The organism is Peribacillus sp. FSL P2-0133, from assembly GCF_037975445.1.
Classification (GTDB): domain Bacteria; phylum Bacillota; class Bacilli; order Bacillales; family DSM-1321; genus Peribacillus; species Peribacillus simplex_E.
The window spans coordinates 2,185,437-2,202,157 of record NZ_CP150254.1 but is presented as its reverse complement, the minus strand read 5'-3'; the positions used below and the strand labels follow the sequence as shown (position 1 = coordinate 2,202,157).

Sequence of the window (16,721 nt, the reverse complement as noted above, 5' to 3'; positions counted from 1 at the left end):
AGTAATTTTTAACTTATAGCTTTAAGAATGAAACGAATTATAATTATAATTGATCACGGTTAATGTTGATTAAGTCAATAAGAATCGAGAATCCTGTTTCTTTACGTCCAGCTCCCGCTCCAATTAAGGTTATTGGGCCAGCTAAATCACAATCATAAGTAATAGCATTTTGTGCACCTAAAACTCCAGCTAGAGGATCTGTAAGAGGTATAGCTTCAGGTCCTACCTTTGCAATGACTTTATCGCCATCCTTTATACATTTAGCAATTAACTTCCATCTCTTACCTTCTGATTTTGCCCACTCAATGTCCTTTTCCGTAAGATGACTAATCCCTTCACATTCTACTTCTTCTCGTTTCATTGGAATACCCATTACAATGTTAGCAAGAATGGTAGCTTTATATTGAGCATCATATCCCTCAACGTCGCTAGTCGGATCTGCCTCTGCATAACCATGAGCTTGTGCCTCTGACAATGCATCTTGATAACTCAATCCTTCTTCCATTTTAGTTAGGATATAATTAGTTGTTCCATTTAAAATCCCTCGTATTTCAAAAATGCTGTTCCCTGCCAATGAACTCAGAGGCATTCTTAATGCTGGGGTTCCACTCATAACTGTTCCTTCAAAGCCCCAACGAACATCATTTTTTTTTGCTAATTCAGCTAACTCTTGATAAGCTAGAGAAACCGGACCTTTATTACTCATTACTACGTTCTTTTTGCTTTCAAATGCTGCTCTACAATGATCAATGGCAGGTTGTCCTGTTTTTACATCAGTAAAGGTAATTTCAACAACAGTGTCTGCATTACTCTCACGTATTGTTTGAAAACTATCCCACCCTCTTACCAAGCTAGGGGTTTCAGGGTAACTATCTAATTTTCCTGTTTCCTTTACAGTTTGTAACGCTAAAGAAAGATCCAACCCCTTAGGATCATAAAGGGAACCTTTCATAACATCAGAAATAGCAACGATTTTTGCATCAAAGTTAAACCCACTACGTAGTGACTCACTTTTATCTTGTAAAATTTCAGCTAACCCTTGACCAACTACACCAAATCCAAGTAATGCTATCTTATGTGTCATATTTCAATACCTCTTCCATTAGTAATATTTTATGCTTTCAACTACAGCTAACAGGGTAATTGGATTCTAAGTAAGAAAAAGCTTGCTCTAAATCTGCTATAAGATCTTCTGTATCTTCGATACCTACAGAGATACGAACTAAACCTTCTGGGATACCAAGGGCTTTACGCTCTTCAATAGTACATTCAACATGGCTAGTCGTTCTTGCAGGCCCATATATAGTTTCAACGGCTCCAAGGTTTCCAGCTTTGTTTGCATATTTTAATTTTGATAATAAAATTTTGATAGCTTTCATTTCATCTTTTAATACAAAACTTAATATCCCACCGAACCCTCTCATTTGTTTCTTTGCGATATCATGATGTGGATGCGCTTCCAATCCCGGGTAATAAACTGCTTCAACAAGCTTTTTCTTTTGTAGATACTTTGCAATCTCCATTGCACTTTTTTCCTGTTGCCGTACACGAAGCTTTAACGTTTTCATCCCTCTTAAAATAAGGTAGGCAGACCATGGGTCCATAGTTGCTCCATTAATTTCACGATAATGATAGACTTTTTTCATTAATTTTTTAGAGCCACATACTATGCCACCTAATGCATCTGCATGTCCACTTAAGAATTTAGTTGCACTATGGACTACAATATCAACTCCTAATTGAAGAGGATTTTGATTAATTGGAGTAGCAAACGTATTATCTATGATAACTAATGCACCTACTGATTTTCCGACTCTCGCTATCCTCTCAATATCAGTAACTTTCATAGTAGGGTTAGTAGGAGACTCTAAATATAGCACTTTACACCCTTTGACCACTTCAGCTTCAATTTCTTTATGGTTTCCGGTATTACACAATGTCACATCGACATCAAGATTGGGCAAGAATTCAGTAAAAATTTTATTGGTTCCTCCATAAGTATCTTTAACTGATACAACCCGATCTCCTGGTCTTAGAAATGTATATAATGTACTACTAATAGCAGCCATTCCTGATGAAAAACCTACAGCTTTCTCTGCCCCCTCGAGTATCCTTACTTTTTCTTCCAGAGCTTGAACAGTTGGATTTGCCATTCGATTATAGGTATAACCAGGTTTATTTCCAAGGGCAACTTCTTGCCATTCGTCTACGTCATCGTAATTGTAGGCTACACTAAGAACTACAGGAACTTGGGTTGCATTATAAGCAAGAGATTCTTTTTCTCCTGCCCATACCGCTTTTGTTCCATCTTGCACATCTTTAAAGTTATTCTCACTCATATTTTTCTCACCTCTAATTTTATAACTTTGTAAAAATGGTCTTGTTGAAACTTAAATTTTATTTTGTATATAATATATTGTATATTTTATACTCCAAAAAAAATCCCCCTTCCAAATAACAGTTTTCACCAATGTTTTCTTGGGTTTATTACTTAACATTAAGGTATCTAATACAAATAGTTTAAAAATCTTAAAACAAAAGCACGCAATATACTTTATATTGTATATTGTATATAGTACAGAATAGTCAGAAAATATTTCACATATCGAATTATACAATTAACTTATCTATTTTTCAATGCTTTATTATTTTATTCTTATAAATTCTTTAAACTGCCTTATTTCTAAGGCTATATACTATATCAACTTGAATCACTTAAAACAACAATTCATAAATAAAAATGGAAGTAGGAGTCGGTTTATATCTTAAATATAATAAATAATAGAGATATTGAAGTCTTTAAAAGAAGGTGCTAATATAAAAGACAAGAATTTCTAATTATATATTGTATACTATATAATATTAATTTTTTGGCTTAGGAGGAAACGCTATCAAAAATAGATATCAATCATTAAAAGATCTCGTATATGATTATATAACTGAAAGAATTCAGAACGGAACCTTACTTCCTAATCATAAGATAAATGAATCGGTATTATGCGAAAAATTAGAAGTAAGTAGAACTCCTGTAAGGGAAGCTTTGATACAACTAGCTTCAGACAATTTGCTCGAGTATCTTCCTAGAAAAGGATTTATTGTAAAAGAACTTGATACCAAAAAAAAGCTAGATGTTTTTCGAATTGTTAGTGTATTGGATTCTTTAGCAGCCTCATTATCTTTAGAGCATATCACAGATAATGATATTGAACGTATGGAAGATTTGGTTAAGAAAATTGAATTTTCAATTTCAACAAAAAACTATTTAGATTATCAAAAATACCAAAATCAATTCCATAAAGTATATATTGATAAATGCAATAATCCTACATTAATAGATCTTCTTGATTCTTTACAAAATAGTTTTGTTAGACAAATTTATTTAAGTAATAATGAAGAAAAGCTTTTTGCCGTATTAGAGCAAATGAATGAAGATCATAAAGAAATTACCAATTATTTTAAAAAAAGAGATAAAGAGAATTTAGAGCAACTTATTAAGAATAAACATTGGGAAATAACTCATTTAGATATGATATAGTTCATAGTTAACATAAGCTAACTTATAGGAAATAAAATACAAAAATGCCCTTTTTTCTTCTATTAAGGGCTTTTTATTGTCCATAAAGGTGTACTTTTACGAACAGTAACAATGCTATACCGCCCATTTCGGAAATTTTATACGCTAAGAGAATTCCAACCTGAAAAGTCGATCTCCGCTACGTTTAGGAATCGACTTTTTTACTTCTTCTTATAGACTAACGCACCCGTTAGTTCTATAAGCAACCTCGATAAGTTAAAAAACAAACACTTTCCACCTAAGGAAAGGTTTGTTAGATAATACTAATTATTTTAATTTAAGTATTATTTTCCCTTTTGCTCTTCCCGCCTCTGCATACTCCAATGCTTTTTGGGCATCTTCGAAAATAAAAACTTTATCAAGTGTAGGCTTAATCACTTCTGACTCTAACATTTCTGTTAAAATTTTCAACTGCTCTCCACTATGCTTCATAAAAAGAAACGTGTATTGGACATTATGTTTTTTTTCTTGCTTCGTAAGTTTATAACTTGCAATTGAAAATAAGGTTTTTTTAAATGAGCTAAATCCGTTTTCTTTAGCAAAGCGTCCATTCGGGATTCCAGATATAGAAACAATCTTTCCTCCTTTTTTTAATGTTACAAATGATCTCTCTAACGTCGCCCCCCCAATGGTATCAAGAACTGCGTCGTAGTCACGAATCGAATGTTCGAACTTTTCTGTCTTGTAATTAATAACTTCGTCAGCGCCAAGAGATTTTACTAAATCGCTACCATCATTAGCTGTAGTTGCGACAAAAGCACCCATATGTTTTGCAAGTTGGATAGCAAATGTTCCTACTCCCCCTGACCCTGCATGTATTAATATTTTATGTCCTTTTTCAATTCGCAGAATATCATGTAAAGCTTGGTAGGATGTCAATCCGACTAGAGGGATGGAGGCGGCTTCTTCAAAACTTAAATTTTTAGGTTTTAATGCAATATCTTCTTGGTTAACAGAGAGATATTCAGTAAAAGTTCCCATTTTTTTTGCTCTAGGTCGACCATATACCTCATCACCGACTTTAAACTTCGTGACACTAGTACCTACTTCAACAATTTTTCCAGAAAAATCGTTTCCTAAAATTAACGGCATCTTGTATTTCAATAATAATTTTAATTCACCTTTTCGAATTTTTGTATCAAGAGGATTTATACTTGCCGCATATATCTCAACTAAGACCTCGTCATTATTTATTTTGGGCATAGGGAAGTCTAAAAAAATTGGTTTTTTACCGTAGTTTTCAATTGCTAAAGCTTTCATTATAATCCTCCACATTTTTATTTAACGCACATGTATCTTTTCATAACGAACCTAAGAAAAAAGATTATGAATATCCCTAGAGGGGATATTCATATTAAATAAATTATTTTAAGAAAGGATAATCTGTATAACCTTCTTTTCCTCCTGCATAGAGCGTGTTTTTATCAGGTTCGTTTAGGGGAGCACCTGATTGAATCCGTTCTACAAAGTCTGGATTAGCTAGTACCCAAGTGCCTACTGTGACAACATCTGCAAGATTATTATCTACATCAGCCGAAAGTTGATCTAGAGGAAGACCTGGACGGTTAACAAGAAGTGATTGATCCCAAAGTTGACGCATATCTTTTAGGAATTGCTCGTTTCCAAAGTGCATTAAATGCAGATATGCAAGGTTAAGCTTATTTAATTCACTTATTAAATAGCGATACATCGCAAGGCTATTTTCCCCCTCATCAATGCCTTGCAGTGTTCCTTGAGGAGAAAAACGGATGCCTGTTCTTTCTGCTCCTATTTCATCAACAACTGCTTTAACTACTTCAATAGCGAATCGAGAACGACCCTCAATCGTACCACCGTATGCATCTTGACGATGATTGGAGTTTTCACTAAGGAATTGTTGGATCAGATAACCATTCGCTCCGTGAATTTCAACTCCGTCTGCACCAGCTTCAATTGCTGAACGTGCTGCTAAACGAAACTCATTGATAACATCTTTTATCTCAAGCTCACTCAATTCTCTTGGTGTTGGAATTTCTTTTATTCCTTCTGCCGTGAAAATTTCTACACCAGGTGCAATAGCTGACGGTGCAACTGCTAGGCGGTGGTGAGGTGTGTTATCAGGGTGTGATACACGTCCCACATGCATAAGCTGAACAAAAATATGACCGCCTTCACTATGAACTTTAGAAGTTACTTTTTTCCACCCTTTAATATGATTTTCTGTATAAATACCAGGTGTATTAGTGTAGCCTTGCCCATCATCTGAAGGTTGGGTTCCTTCGCTTATAATTAAACCGACTGAAGCACGCTGACCATAGTACTCTGCTACTAAATCGCTCGGCGTACCATCTGGTAAAGCTCTACTTCTAGTCATCGGAGCCATACCTATACGATTTTTTAAGTCAATGTTTCCTATACGAACTTTTTCAAATAATCTGCTCATATGAATACTCCCTTTGAATAAGAATTAGAATCAAGAAATGAATTTACGTGTTCTGCAAAAAGTTCTGGAAATTGAAACAGATGCCCGTGACCAGAATCAGGATATATAATCAGCTGTGCTTTGGGTAATTTCTCTGTTAAGATATAACTGTTTTTAGTCGGTACCATCACATCATTAACACCATTAGTAACAAGTACAGGGTGTTTGATGTTTTGTAACCATTCATAATTATGATTAGATTTTTGTTTAGCCCATTTTGCAATGGCTTGTAATTGTGCCCCTTTTACTTGTTCTGAACTGTTTACTTTTTTCTGATTAAAAATTCTTTGTAGTGAAGCCATTCCTGCAGATTTACTTGTTTCGGTTTGTTCGTAGAAAAAGAACATAAAATCATTTATTCCATCTTCTTCCGTTCCGCCGTGACGATTCATTCTTTCAAAAATCTCTGGATTTGGATTAATACCAGATTCAGGCGAAGTACCTGCCATAATAATTTTTCTTACTAAATCTCCTTCTTGCAAAGCTAGCTCTTGTGCAACCATGCCACCAATGGAAAAACCAAGAATGTCAACTTGTTCTAATCCAAGAGTCTTTATAAATGTTGCTGTATCTTTTGCCATATCAGCAATTGTAGTAGGCGTTAGTCCATCGGTCTCACCAACCCCTTTATTGTCAAATAAGATTACTGGGCGTGTATGTGCAATAGGTTCAAGCATGTTTGGATCCCAGTTTTCCATCGTTCCTCTAAAGTGAACAAGAAATACTACTGGTATACCATCTTGTGTACCAAATTTTCTATATGCGTAACGAGTTCCATCCGCTTCAATAAATTCTGATTCTGTTGGTATTTTAAAGTTTGTCATTTTTGTGTTCCTCCTTAGAAATTAAAAAACGATTTTAAAAGTATGCATTATGATGGTTTGTTTTATGATAATTTTAGAATGAACGTTCTAAAAAGGGTAAAAAAAAGAAAGCTAGTCCAACACTGAAAGTGCTAGAGTGATGATGCCTTCTAATTCTTTTTTATTGTAATTAGTTTTTATTAGTACTCTTATACCTACCAAATTGTTGTGTAAGAAACGAGATGTGTTATCAGAATCGATTTCTTTTGATAGCTCTCCACTAGTTTGGCCCCGTTTTATAAGGTTATTAAACATATCTTCAGTACGGTTAAACATTTTTGTAACTATGCATCCAATTTCTTTGTCCAACAAAGATAATTCAATGGCTGCATTTACTGATAGACAACCTTTGGGGTATTGTTCAATGGAATTCAGTATGAAAATAAAAACATCACGTATCGCCTGTTTAATGGATGAAGTGCTACTAATTATGCTTTCCATCTCATTGACGATGAACTCTTCATAGTGATTAAGGGAAGCTAAAAACAATGAACGCTTGTCACCAAATGTGTCATATATACTCCTGCGGTGTATCCCCATATGATCCACCAAATCTTGCATGGATGTTTTTTCATAACCCTGTTCCCAGAAAAGCTCCATTGCTTTTCTTAATACTGCTTTTTCGTCAAACTCTTTACTTCTAGCCATTTTATTTCTCCTTAAAAAAATCCATGAACCAATACTAACAAAAACAAACGTCATAATCCAATGTAGAATGGACGTTCTAAAATAAACACATGAATTTCAAACCATAATTAAATAATACCCTTTTTAGAATGATTAGTAAAGAATTATAACTAACCAATAATCCCCAACACATTTGCTACATATCACAATGTTAGCCATTAACGTTACTTAGGGGTACCCCTAAACATTTCTTCTATTCGTTTAGTCTCATCAGGATTGTTTTCTTAACATTCGTTTATCTCACATCAAGGAAATACATAACTTAGCTAGAAACGGCCTTAGAGGAAAATCGAGGTTTTCAAGAAAATCATCTTTATATTGATGCTTACAGAGCTAGATAAGCGTCAATCTCCTCCGATATGGACTTTCCCATCTAACCAGATGGGGAAACATCCATACTTACTAATTCTTGGGTATGTTGGTTTCAACTCTACAATATTACTAAGGCAGGAATCTATTTATTGGCTTTAACTTCATCTCCTCCCCCATTTCAGCAAATTCCATTTGCTGAAGCGAACTTTTTAATTCCATCTTTATAAACCAATCCTACCGTACATAAAAAGAACGATAGGATATATAACCACCCTTCACTTTCCCGAAATGGTTTTCAGCAATTTTCATATAAGCTTCCGTTAGGGTGCAAATATGACATGACTTGTAAAACACATAGGAACTCAATTTACATTTCATCTATGAACTATTGCTACTCCAAATAATTCCATCTTACTTTGAACAGACCTCTTATAATGTGTATTATGTAAATTAATGAGTCAATATAGCACTTTCTCATTGTTGTGTGTGCTCATTACAGTAATCTGAATTTATATAGAGTCGTTTAAATTCTCAATAAATAATGTATATATTAGATTCATTATTAAGTCAGGACGATTGATCAATCTCTAGAACTAGATGTATTAAATAATTTGGGCTGAGAATAAAATTTTAAAAGAAAAAGTATCAGGTGCAAAGGAAGACTTTGAGGAATTAATGCAGGTACTAAAAATGTTAAGCTCTTGAGATAAATTTGTGGTTTAAAAATTGCACCTAACAAAAAACCCCTTCAGTTTCTTTACTGAGGGGTTTCGTATTCACATAATCAAGGATAGGTAGTCCTTATTAAGGGCTAATTATTGCCTATCCCATTATTAAATGGCAAATTTTTTTTCAGTACTAACTCTGCTGTAATTGGTAAATGATCAGATGCATTAGTGTTTATAACTTCCCCAGTCCTAATTTTGACATCTTCAGAAGTGAAAATATAGTCGATGCGACGATCTGGTTTATCTACAGGAATGGTAAAGTCATCATTTTGACCGAGTTCAGCAAATACGTCTTTATATTGTGCAGTCATCTTTAGAATTTCTGAGCTTTCAGGTGTAGCATTGAAGTCTCCTACAAAGATACTTGTTCCTTCTTTTTGTTTTGCAATGTCAAGTATCTCCCTGATTTGTAGATCCCTCTGTTCAGCTCTTTTATTGTCAAGATGCGTATTGTAAAAGTGAACATGATTTCCTCTTACGTTAATCACAGTATCAAAAAGACCGCGCTGTTCTGTAGGGTTTACTGGATATGGTATATTAGTGAGCAGATGATTTTCGGCAGAAAGGATAGGATATTTACTTAACACGGCCGTTCCGTATTGGCGACGGTGTTCTCCTTCTTGTAAAGGTTCATAGTCAAGATTTGCACCGTATGCATAATGCATTCCTAAGTAATTTGCCAACCATTTCGCTTGATCTTCGAAATTACTTCTCTCGGAAAAATGATTATCTACTTCTTGCAAACCAATGATATCAGCACCCGATGTTTTAATAATGTCTGCAATTCTTTTCAAATCCAAAATGGCATCTGTGCCCTCTCCATGATGAATATTATAAGCCATAACTTTAATGTCAGTCTCATTACCTCTTTCAAACATTGGTAGTTCTGTGGCATGAGTTTCACTGCTGTACGAGAACATAGGAATCATGGACAGCAATAAAATAAATAATTTTTTAAGCAAGCCTAACACCTCTCAAAGTTTTCTATTAACCATTTTTAGAGTATAAACAATTTTTATTATAGATAGTATCTAGAAAAAGATTTGAATTGAATTATTTAATCTTTAACTATTTAAACTTCTAACTTTTCGGTGCCTTATAGCCCTTAGGCAGTTTGAATCCACGCTCCTCCATGACCTCACGCAGACGGTCTGGGTAGTCGGTGATGACTCCGTCGACTCCGTCGTCAATAAGCTTATTCATCGTTGGCATATCGTTGATTAACCACGGGATGACCTTCATGCCTGACTTGTGCGCATCCTCCACCATGTCCTTTGTTACATAAGGTACGTAGTTCTCGTCAGTGATTTTGCCGTTTTGTGGAAAGCCGTGAACAGGGGAGATTGCATCCGCGCCAAACGATTTGGCTGCCGCCACAAGGTCTCCACCGAAGTCATCGATGTCGATTCCACCCAACCACGGTGAAGCCCCCGGTTGGCCTGGCTGTAAGAATTGCGGACCATTGGTCAATGCAACGACAGGTAAGCTTGGCTCTACCTCTTTCATACGCATAAGCGCGCCCCAGTCAAAGCTTTGAATTGAAACGCGGTCAAGCAATCCTGCCTCGCGAACGTGTTGAGCGACGATTTGTACGAACTCTTCACGTGGAGCTGTCTCCCACGATGCACCAGCCTCTACCTTTGTCTCAATGTTCATCCACACCTTATTGGCTTTGTATTGCTTCACAAGGTCGATAACCTCGCTCAGTAACGGCATTTTAGCGCCTGTGCTTGGTTGCTGCTCTGGGTATTCAGGCTTGGTATTTGTGCCACAGTCCATCGTGCGGATCTGAGCAAGAGTTAGGTCCTTTATATACTTGCCTACGTAAGGGAACTCTGGATCACTAGCGAACGCAGGGCTTGTATCCTTACAATTTCTTCCCGAAATTTTGCGATCGTGCGTGACAACAGCCTGGTGGTCCTCTGTGATTTGTACGTCAAGCTCAAGTGTATTCACACCCATTTCAAGTGCATGGGAGAACGATGCAATGGTCGACTCGACAGTAAGCCCCATTCCCCCGCGGTGTGCCTGAAGGTCAAAGGGCTTCGGATCGAAGCTCCTATTGTCAGAAAGGTCTGATCCATTATCAGCCAAAGCAGGCTGTGCTGAACACATCATTAGTGCAGCAAACACTGCGGCTAAAATCTTTTTTTTTCATTTACTCTCCACTCCTTATTAAATCCGGTACATTAATAAGAATAGATTGAAAGTATAAATCCTCATTTACGTAGATGTTAAGATAGAATTAAGAAAGGTAAAATTCAAGAGAATAATAGGAATCCGTTTATAGGTAGAGGTTTTATTGTGAGCATTGAACAAATGATTTAATCCAACATTAATAATAGAAACTTAAAATAGTAGTATAAAATACATTTTTTTCAGGAGTTTTCCTTAACAACCAGACCCGTTTGTTGAAGAAAAAAAATCAAAAGCATTGTTTAATAAAGTCTATTTTAAATAAGTAACAATCAAAAAAAGTTCGTAAAAGTGTACTTTTACGAACGGGTGTAACAATGCTATACCGCCCATTTCGGAAATTTTTTAGCTTTAAACGGCGCTCAACCATTTTTGTGAAATACAACATTTTTTTTTGGATATTATTAAAATAATAGATCTGCTGATTTTGTTAATTTTAGTCCCTTCATCCTATCAGCCTAGGATCACTTTTATCATACCAAGGGTTTTTGCTCATATTTCTAAATGAAATCCTTTACAGTGTAAGCGCTTTCTTTTGTGATGATAATAGGTTGGATGGCATGCGTGGCCGTCATAGTATCTGGCGTAGGTGGGCCAATACCGAGAACAGTACATAGAAGAGAAATCCCCTATTTTATGCAACAGCTAGCTTCTTCCGAATAGGAAACAGTGATTCATCAATCATGTTATTTAAATACAAAAAAACTCTGTATTCGGTCAAATTCAGGGTTTCCCTAGCTTGAAAGCTCCCCTTAAAATCCCTTATGTTTTATTGGTAGAATGAGGAGGTGCTTTATGGAGAACAAAAAAAGTTCCCTTTACGATGAATTACCGTTAGAATTATTGGCAGGATTTTATTATGAAATAAATAAGAACATTGAAAAAGGAATTTTGTCTGGTGCTATGTATCATGAAATTAGATTAATGGAACAAACAGCATTAAAAAGGGGTATCTCACTTGAATACCTACATGACAAGGGTGCTTTTGTATAATTGAAGCCGAGAAACTACTAAGAGAAACAACCCTGCAACCCTAAATAGTAGAATAAGAAGTCCATGATGTTTTCTAGTCTACCCTAGGTGAGGCCAATACCTGGAACAGTATATAGAATAAATCCCCTTTTATTAACCCTCTTGGCTACCAAAGGGTGGTTTTGGTGCTAACCTACAGTTTTTTTTACTTACGTGGAAACAAGAAGGTCAGAACAAGTAGAAATACCCTGTACCAGCTTCTTTACGGCCGTTTTTATGATATCGTTCAAAATAGATAGTGTCCCTTTTGCTTCCCCCTATTTTCGACTAATCCTCCTCTTTATGGCCCCCTATGGACATCAACGATAAATTGATAACACCGAGTTCTTCTAATAAAAATCAAGAAAAAAGCACTCATATTATGGTGCTTTTTCTGTAGCTAAAAGGAAGTGGCATTCACCAAAAGAGATCATCGCCTTAAAAATTCCTAGTCTTTTTAAACTGTCCTTTAAAAGTCCTACACTTTATATAGAAATGCCTTTTTTAAATCATCAGCAAGAAATCCCCCGTGCCATTTGGAACTTATATAATGAAGGAAAACTTCTTGTATATGGTTAAGTATTCCCAATCCTATAAATTATCAAAAGTATTTTCAATGGCTGATTCCAATTCTTCTTTTCCTTCTACTATATAACGTTTGGTCATGTTCAAATCTTTATGCCCCATCAATTTTGAAACGGTTTGAAGGTCTATCCCCTTATCGATTAATGTTTGGCAAAACGTATTCCGCAGCTTATGGGGAGTCGCATTATATTTAGTCAGCATATATTGCACGGACCTTGGCGTTATGCGCTGATTCACACTGGATATGAAGATGGCTTCTGTTTCCATATTTAAAAATTCCTTGTATGCCCTGATCTTTTCACTAGCAGTCATGGAGAGTGGAATCTTCCTGTCTATATCACCTTTTGAATCCCGGATGAGGATATATTGCCTTTCTCCCTCTTTTTGAATGTCACTATGGTTCAAATCACAAAGTTCGGACACCCGGATACCCGTATGAATCATTGTGTAGACAATAGCAATATTCCTGAAATGCCCAGAGGCCTCGATTTCTTTTAGGAGAGCAGCTTGCTCAAGCATGTTCAGGGCTTTTGGCGGATCTTCTTTCTTTTCCTTTGCTTTACGATCGATGTTGAGGACGATTTCGGGTTTATCTAGGAACCTGGAAAACATGGTAATGGCTGAATAATGTTTTTCAATCGTTCCTCCACTCTTATTTGACTGTTCCATATCATCTAAATAGGTTTGGACGTGGGATTTTTCAATCTCTTCCGCCTCATCTTTAAACCATTGAAGAAGCTGGGAGATGACTCCCACATAGGTTTTAATCGTACCATCGGATTTATTTTGACCCATTAACCATTTCGCAAAAGAATGAAGAATTTGTTTATTGTCCAGGATTTCTTCTTTACTGGTCATTCGAGAAGCCCCCTACCAAAAATCATGCTATTAATAAGCCTTTCCAACGAATTGTGGAATTTATACAAAAAAACCTTAGGATAATCCTAAGGTTTAGAATGCGTAGATAGGATTAGAACCTGTTTATACGGGTTTATGAATCCTAATTGATGTGATAAATATTGCTTGGCGGCGTCCTACTCTCACAGGGGGAAACCCCCAACTACCATCGGCGCTGAAGAGCTTAACTGCCGTGTTCGGAATGGGAACGGGTGTGACCTCTTCGCTATCGCCACCAAACATATCAGGAACGTTGTTCCTTCAAAACTAGATAATAATAAGAAGGTATTTCATTTTTTTAAAAGCGTTGGTTAAGTCCTCGATCTATTAGTATCAGTCAGCTCCACATGTCGCCACGCTTCCACCTCTGACCTATCAACCTGATCATCTTTCAGGGATCTTACTAGCTTGCGCCATGGGAAATCTCATCTTGAGGGGGGCTTCATGCTTAGATGCTTTCAGCACTTATCCCGTCCGCACGTAGCTACCCAGCTATGCCTTTGGCAAGACAACTGGTACACCAGCGGTGCGTCCATCCCGGTCCTCTCGTACTAAGGACAGCTCCTCTCAAATTTCCTGCGCCCGCGACGGATAGGGACCGAACTGTCTCACGACGTTCTGAACCCAGCTCGCGTACCGCTTTAATGGGCGAACAGCCCAACCCTTGGGACCGACTACAGCCCCAGGATGCGATGAGCCGACATCGAGGTGCCAAACCTCCCCGTCGATGTGGACTCTTGGGGGAGATAAGCCTGTTATCCCCGGGGTAGCTTTTATCCGTTGAGCGATGGCCCTTCCATGCGGAACCACCGGATCACTAAGCCCGACTTTCGTCCCTGCTCGACTTGTAGGTCTCGCAGTCAAGCTCCCTTGTGCCTTTACACTCTACGAATGATTTCCAACCATTCTGAGGGAACCTTTGGGCGCCTCCGTTACTCTTTAGGAGGCGACCGCCCCAGTCAAACTGCCCACCTGACACTGTCTCCCACCCCGATAAGGGGCGCGGGTTAGAATTTCAATACAGCCAGGGTAGTATCCCACCAACGCCTCCACCGAAGCTAGCGCTCCGGCTTCTCAGGCTCCTACCTATCCTGTACAAGCTGTACCAAAATTCAATATCAGGCTGCAGTAAAGCTCCACGGGGTCTTTCCGTCCTGTCGCGGGTAACCTGCATCTTCACAGGTACTATAATTTCACCGAGTCTCTCGTTGAGACAGTGCCCAGATCGTTACACCTTTCGTGCGGGTCGGAACTTACCCGACAAGGAATTTCGCTACCTTAGGACCGTTATAGTTACGGCCGCCGTTTACTGGGGCTTCGGTTCAAAGCTTCGCTTGCGCTAACCTCTCCCCTTAACCTTCCAGCACCGGGCAGGTGTCAGCCCCTATACTTCGCCTTGCGGCTTCGCAGAGACCTGTGTTTTTGCTAAACAGTCGCCTGGGCCTATTCACTGCGGCTTTTCTGGGCTATTCACCCTAAAAAGCACCCCTTCTCCCGAAGTTACGGGGTCATTTTGCCGAGTTCCTTAACGAGAGTTCTCTCGCACACCTTAGGATTCTCTCCTCGCCTACCTGTGTCGGTTTGCGGTACGGGCACCTTACATCTCACTAGAGGCTTTTCTTGGCAGCGTGGAATCAGGAACTTCGGTACTATATTTCCCTCGCCATCACAGCTCCGCCTTAATGGAAACGGGATTTGCCTCGTTTCCGGCCTAACTGCTTGGACGCGCATATCCAACAGCGCGCTTACCCTATCCTTCTGCGTCCCCCCATCGTTCAAACGATGTATAGGTGGTACAGGAATATCAACCTGTTGTCCATCGCCTACGCCTTTCGGCCTCGGCTTAGGTCCCGACTAACCCTGAGCGGACGAGCCTTCCTCAGGAAACCTTAGGCATTCGGTGGAAGGGATTCTCACCCTTCTTTCGCTACTCATACCGGCATTCTCACTTCTAAGCGCTCCACCAGTCCTTCCGGTCTGACTTCAACGCCCTTAGAACGCTCTCCTACCATCGACACCTAATGGTGTCAATCCACAGCTTCGGTGATACGTTTAGCCCCGGTACATTTTCGGCGCGGAGTCACTCGACCAGTGAGCTATTACGCACTCTTTAAATGGTGGCTGCTTCTAAGCCAACATCCTGGTTGTCTAAGCAACTCCACATCCTTTTCCACTTAACGTATACTTTGGGACCTTAGCTGGTGGTCTGGGCTGTTTCCCTTTCGACTACGGATCTTATCACTCGCAGTCTGACTCCCAAGAATAAGTATTTGGCATTCGGAGTTTGACTGAATTCGGTAACCCGTTGGGGGCCCCTAGTCCAATCAGTGCTCTACCTCCAATACTCTCATCTTGAGGCTAGCCCTAAAGCTATTTCGGAGAGAACCAGCTATCTCCAGGTTCGATTGGAATTTCTCCGCTACCCACACCTCATCCCCGCACTTTTCAACGTGCGTGGGTTCGGGCCTCCATTCAGTGTTACCTGAACTTCACCCTGGACATGGGTAGATCACCTGGTTTCGGGTCTACGACCTCATACTCATTCGCCCTATTCAGACTCGCTTTCGCTGCGGCTCCGTCTCATCAACTTAACCTCGCATGAAATCGTAACTCGCCGGTTCATTCTACAAAAGGCACGCCATTACCCATTAACGGGCTTTGACTACTTGTAGGCACACGGTTTCAGGATCTATTTCACTCCCCTTCCGGGGTGCTTTTCACCTTTCCCTCACGGTACTGGTTCACTATCGGTCACTAGGGAGTATTTAGCCTTGGGAGATGGTCCTCCCTGCTTCCGACGGGATTTCTCGTGTCCCGCCGTACTCAGGATCCACTCAGGAGGGAACGAAGTTTCAACTACAGGGTTTTTACCTTCTTCGACGGACCTTTCCAGATCACTTCATTTACCCCGTTCCTTTGTAACTCCATGTTGAGTGTCCTACAACCCCAAGAGGCAAGCCTCTTGGTTTGGGCTAATTCCGTTTCGCTCGCCGCTACTCAGGAAATCGCGTTTGCTTTCTCTTCCTCCGGGTACTTAGATGTTTCAGTTCCCCGGGTCTGCCTTCAGTACCCTATGTATTCAGGTAAAGATACTGTTCCATTACGAACAGTGGGTTTCCCCATTCGGAAATCTCCGGATCAAAGCTTACTTACAGCTCCCCGAAGCATATCGGTGTTAGTCCCGTCCTTCATCGGCTCCTAGTGCCAAGGCATCCACCGTGCGCCCTTTCTAACTTAACCGTTAAAAAAGTCTTACAGATGCTTTGAAAAAAATTAATTGCCTTCTATCTATTATCTAGTTTTCAAGGAACAAAGCAGAAAGAATCCATCACATCGTGATGCTTCTCTTTCCTATTTGAATGAATTACTCATTCAAAACTGAACAAAACAAAAGCGCTCTCGTAATT

11 protein-coding genes and 2 rRNA genes are annotated in these 16,721 nt (G+C 38.8%); 2 read left to right on the top strand and 11 right to left on the bottom strand.

Going from position 1 to position 16,721, the window contains the following annotated elements; genetic code table 11:
• Positions 1-43: 43 nt before the first annotated feature.
• Entirely contained in the window at positions 44-1,084 is a 1,041-nt protein-coding gene (locus tag MKY17_RS10600; RefSeq protein ID WP_098373190.1) for a homoserine dehydrogenase, read from the bottom strand.
• Positions 1,085-1,121: 37 nt separating this feature from the next.
• On the bottom strand, positions 1,122-2,339 hold the full coding sequence (locus MKY17_RS10595; protein ID WP_098373191.1) for a cystathionine gamma-synthase family protein: 1,218 nt from the start codon (positions 2,337-2,339) through the stop codon (positions 1,122-1,124).
• A 551-nt stretch (positions 2,340-2,890) separates the two neighbouring features.
• On the opposite strand from MKY17_RS10595, the gene MKY17_RS10590 reads away from it, so the two are divergent.
• Positions 2,891-3,535, top strand: coding sequence for a GntR family transcriptional regulator (locus MKY17_RS10590; RefSeq protein WP_098373192.1), 645 nt, complete (start codon positions 2,891-2,893; stop codon positions 3,533-3,535).
• 306 nt (positions 3,536-3,841) lie between these two features.
• Here MKY17_RS10590 and MKY17_RS10585 read toward each other — a convergent pair whose 3' ends face one another.
• From MKY17_RS10585 to MKY17_RS10560, 6 genes are all read right to left on the bottom strand, one after another.
• Positions 3,842-4,834: an NADP-dependent oxidoreductase gene (locus MKY17_RS10585; RefSeq protein WP_098373193.1), complete on the bottom strand. Its 993-nt coding sequence runs from the start codon at positions 4,832-4,834 to the stop codon at positions 3,842-3,844.
• Between the two features lie 103 nt (positions 4,835-4,937).
• Entirely contained in the window at positions 4,938-5,996 is a 1,059-nt protein-coding gene (locus MKY17_RS10580; protein WP_098373194.1) for an alkene reductase, read from the bottom strand.
• A complete protein-coding gene (locus MKY17_RS10575; protein WP_098373195.1) occupies positions 5,993-6,859 on the bottom strand; it encodes an alpha/beta hydrolase in 867 nt (288 codons plus the stop codon). Before MKY17_RS10575 ends, MKY17_RS10580 begins: the two co-directional genes overlap by 4 nt.
• Positions 6,860-6,970: 111 nt before the next feature.
• Complete coding sequence (locus MKY17_RS10570) at positions 6,971-7,546, bottom strand: TetR/AcrR family transcriptional regulator (protein WP_098373196.1); 576 nt, start codon at positions 7,544-7,546, stop codon at positions 6,971-6,973.
• Between the two features lie 1,162 nt (positions 7,547-8,708).
• The gene (locus MKY17_RS10565) at positions 8,709-9,587 is read right to left on the bottom strand and encodes an endonuclease/exonuclease/phosphatase family protein (RefSeq protein ID WP_286177205.1); all 879 of its coding nucleotides are present in this window, start codon (positions 9,585-9,587) and stop codon (positions 8,709-8,711) included.
• Between the two features lie 118 nt (positions 9,588-9,705).
• The gene (locus MKY17_RS10560) at positions 9,706-10,638 is read right to left on the bottom strand and encodes a glycerophosphodiester phosphodiesterase family protein (protein ID WP_286177206.1); all 933 of its coding nucleotides are present in this window, start codon (positions 10,636-10,638) and stop codon (positions 9,706-9,708) included.
• Positions 10,639-11,616: 978 nt separating this feature from the next.
• Here MKY17_RS10560 and MKY17_RS10555 point away from each other — a divergent pair.
• Positions 11,617-11,814 (top strand): hypothetical protein, encoded by a 198-nt coding sequence (locus tag MKY17_RS10555; protein WP_098373197.1) that lies wholly within the window; start codon positions 11,617-11,619, stop codon positions 11,812-11,814.
• Between the two features lie 609 nt (positions 11,815-12,423).
• Here the strand turns inward: MKY17_RS10555 and MKY17_RS10550 are convergent.
• From MKY17_RS10550 to MKY17_RS10540, 3 genes are all read right to left on the bottom strand, one after another.
• Positions 12,424-13,275 carry a tyrosine-type recombinase/integrase gene (locus MKY17_RS10550; RefSeq protein ID WP_098373198.1) on the bottom strand — a complete coding sequence of 284 codons (852 nt, stop codon included), beginning with the start codon at positions 13,273-13,275 and terminating at the stop codon, positions 12,424-12,426.
• Positions 13,276-13,438: 163 nt separating this feature from the next.
• Positions 13,439-13,554 (bottom strand): 5S ribosomal RNA (gene rrf, locus MKY17_RS10545).
• Positions 13,555-13,621: 67 nt separating this feature from the next.
• Positions 13,622-16,554: ribosomal RNA gene (locus MKY17_RS10540) — 23S ribosomal RNA — on the bottom strand.
• Between the last annotated feature and the right edge of the window lie 167 nt (positions 16,555-16,721).

Coding starts and splice junctions, on each gene's coding strand:
- MKY17_RS10600 (WP_098373190.1), bottom strand. CDS start 1,084: ATGACACATAAGATAGCATTACTTGGATTTGGTGTAGTTGGTCAAGGG.
- MKY17_RS10595 (WP_098373191.1), bottom strand. CDS start 2,339: ATGAGTGAGAATAACTTTAAAGATGTGCAAGATGGAACAAAAGCGGTA.
- MKY17_RS10585 (WP_098373193.1), bottom strand. CDS start 4,834: ATGAAAGCTTTAGCAATTGAAAACTACGGTAAAAAACCAATTTTTTTA.
- MKY17_RS10580 (WP_098373194.1), bottom strand. CDS start 5,996: ATGAGCAGATTATTTGAAAAAGTTCGTATAGGAAACATTGACTTAAAA.
- MKY17_RS10575 (WP_098373195.1), bottom strand. CDS start 6,859: ATGACAAACTTTAAAATACCAACAGAATCAGAATTTATTGAAGCGGAT.
- MKY17_RS10570 (WP_098373196.1), bottom strand. CDS start 7,546: ATGGCTAGAAGTAAAGAGTTTGACGAAAAAGCAGTATTAAGAAAAGCA.
- MKY17_RS10560 (WP_286177206.1), bottom strand. CDS start 10,638: ATGGGGCTTACTGTCGAGTCGACCATTGCATCGTTCTCCCATGCACTT.
- MKY17_RS10555 (WP_098373197.1), top strand. CDS start 11,617: ATGGAGAACAAAAAAAGTTCCCTTTACGATGAATTACCGTTAGAATTA.
- MKY17_RS10550 (WP_098373198.1), bottom strand. CDS start 13,275: ATGACCAGTAAAGAAGAAATCCTGGACAATAAACAAATTCTTCATTCT.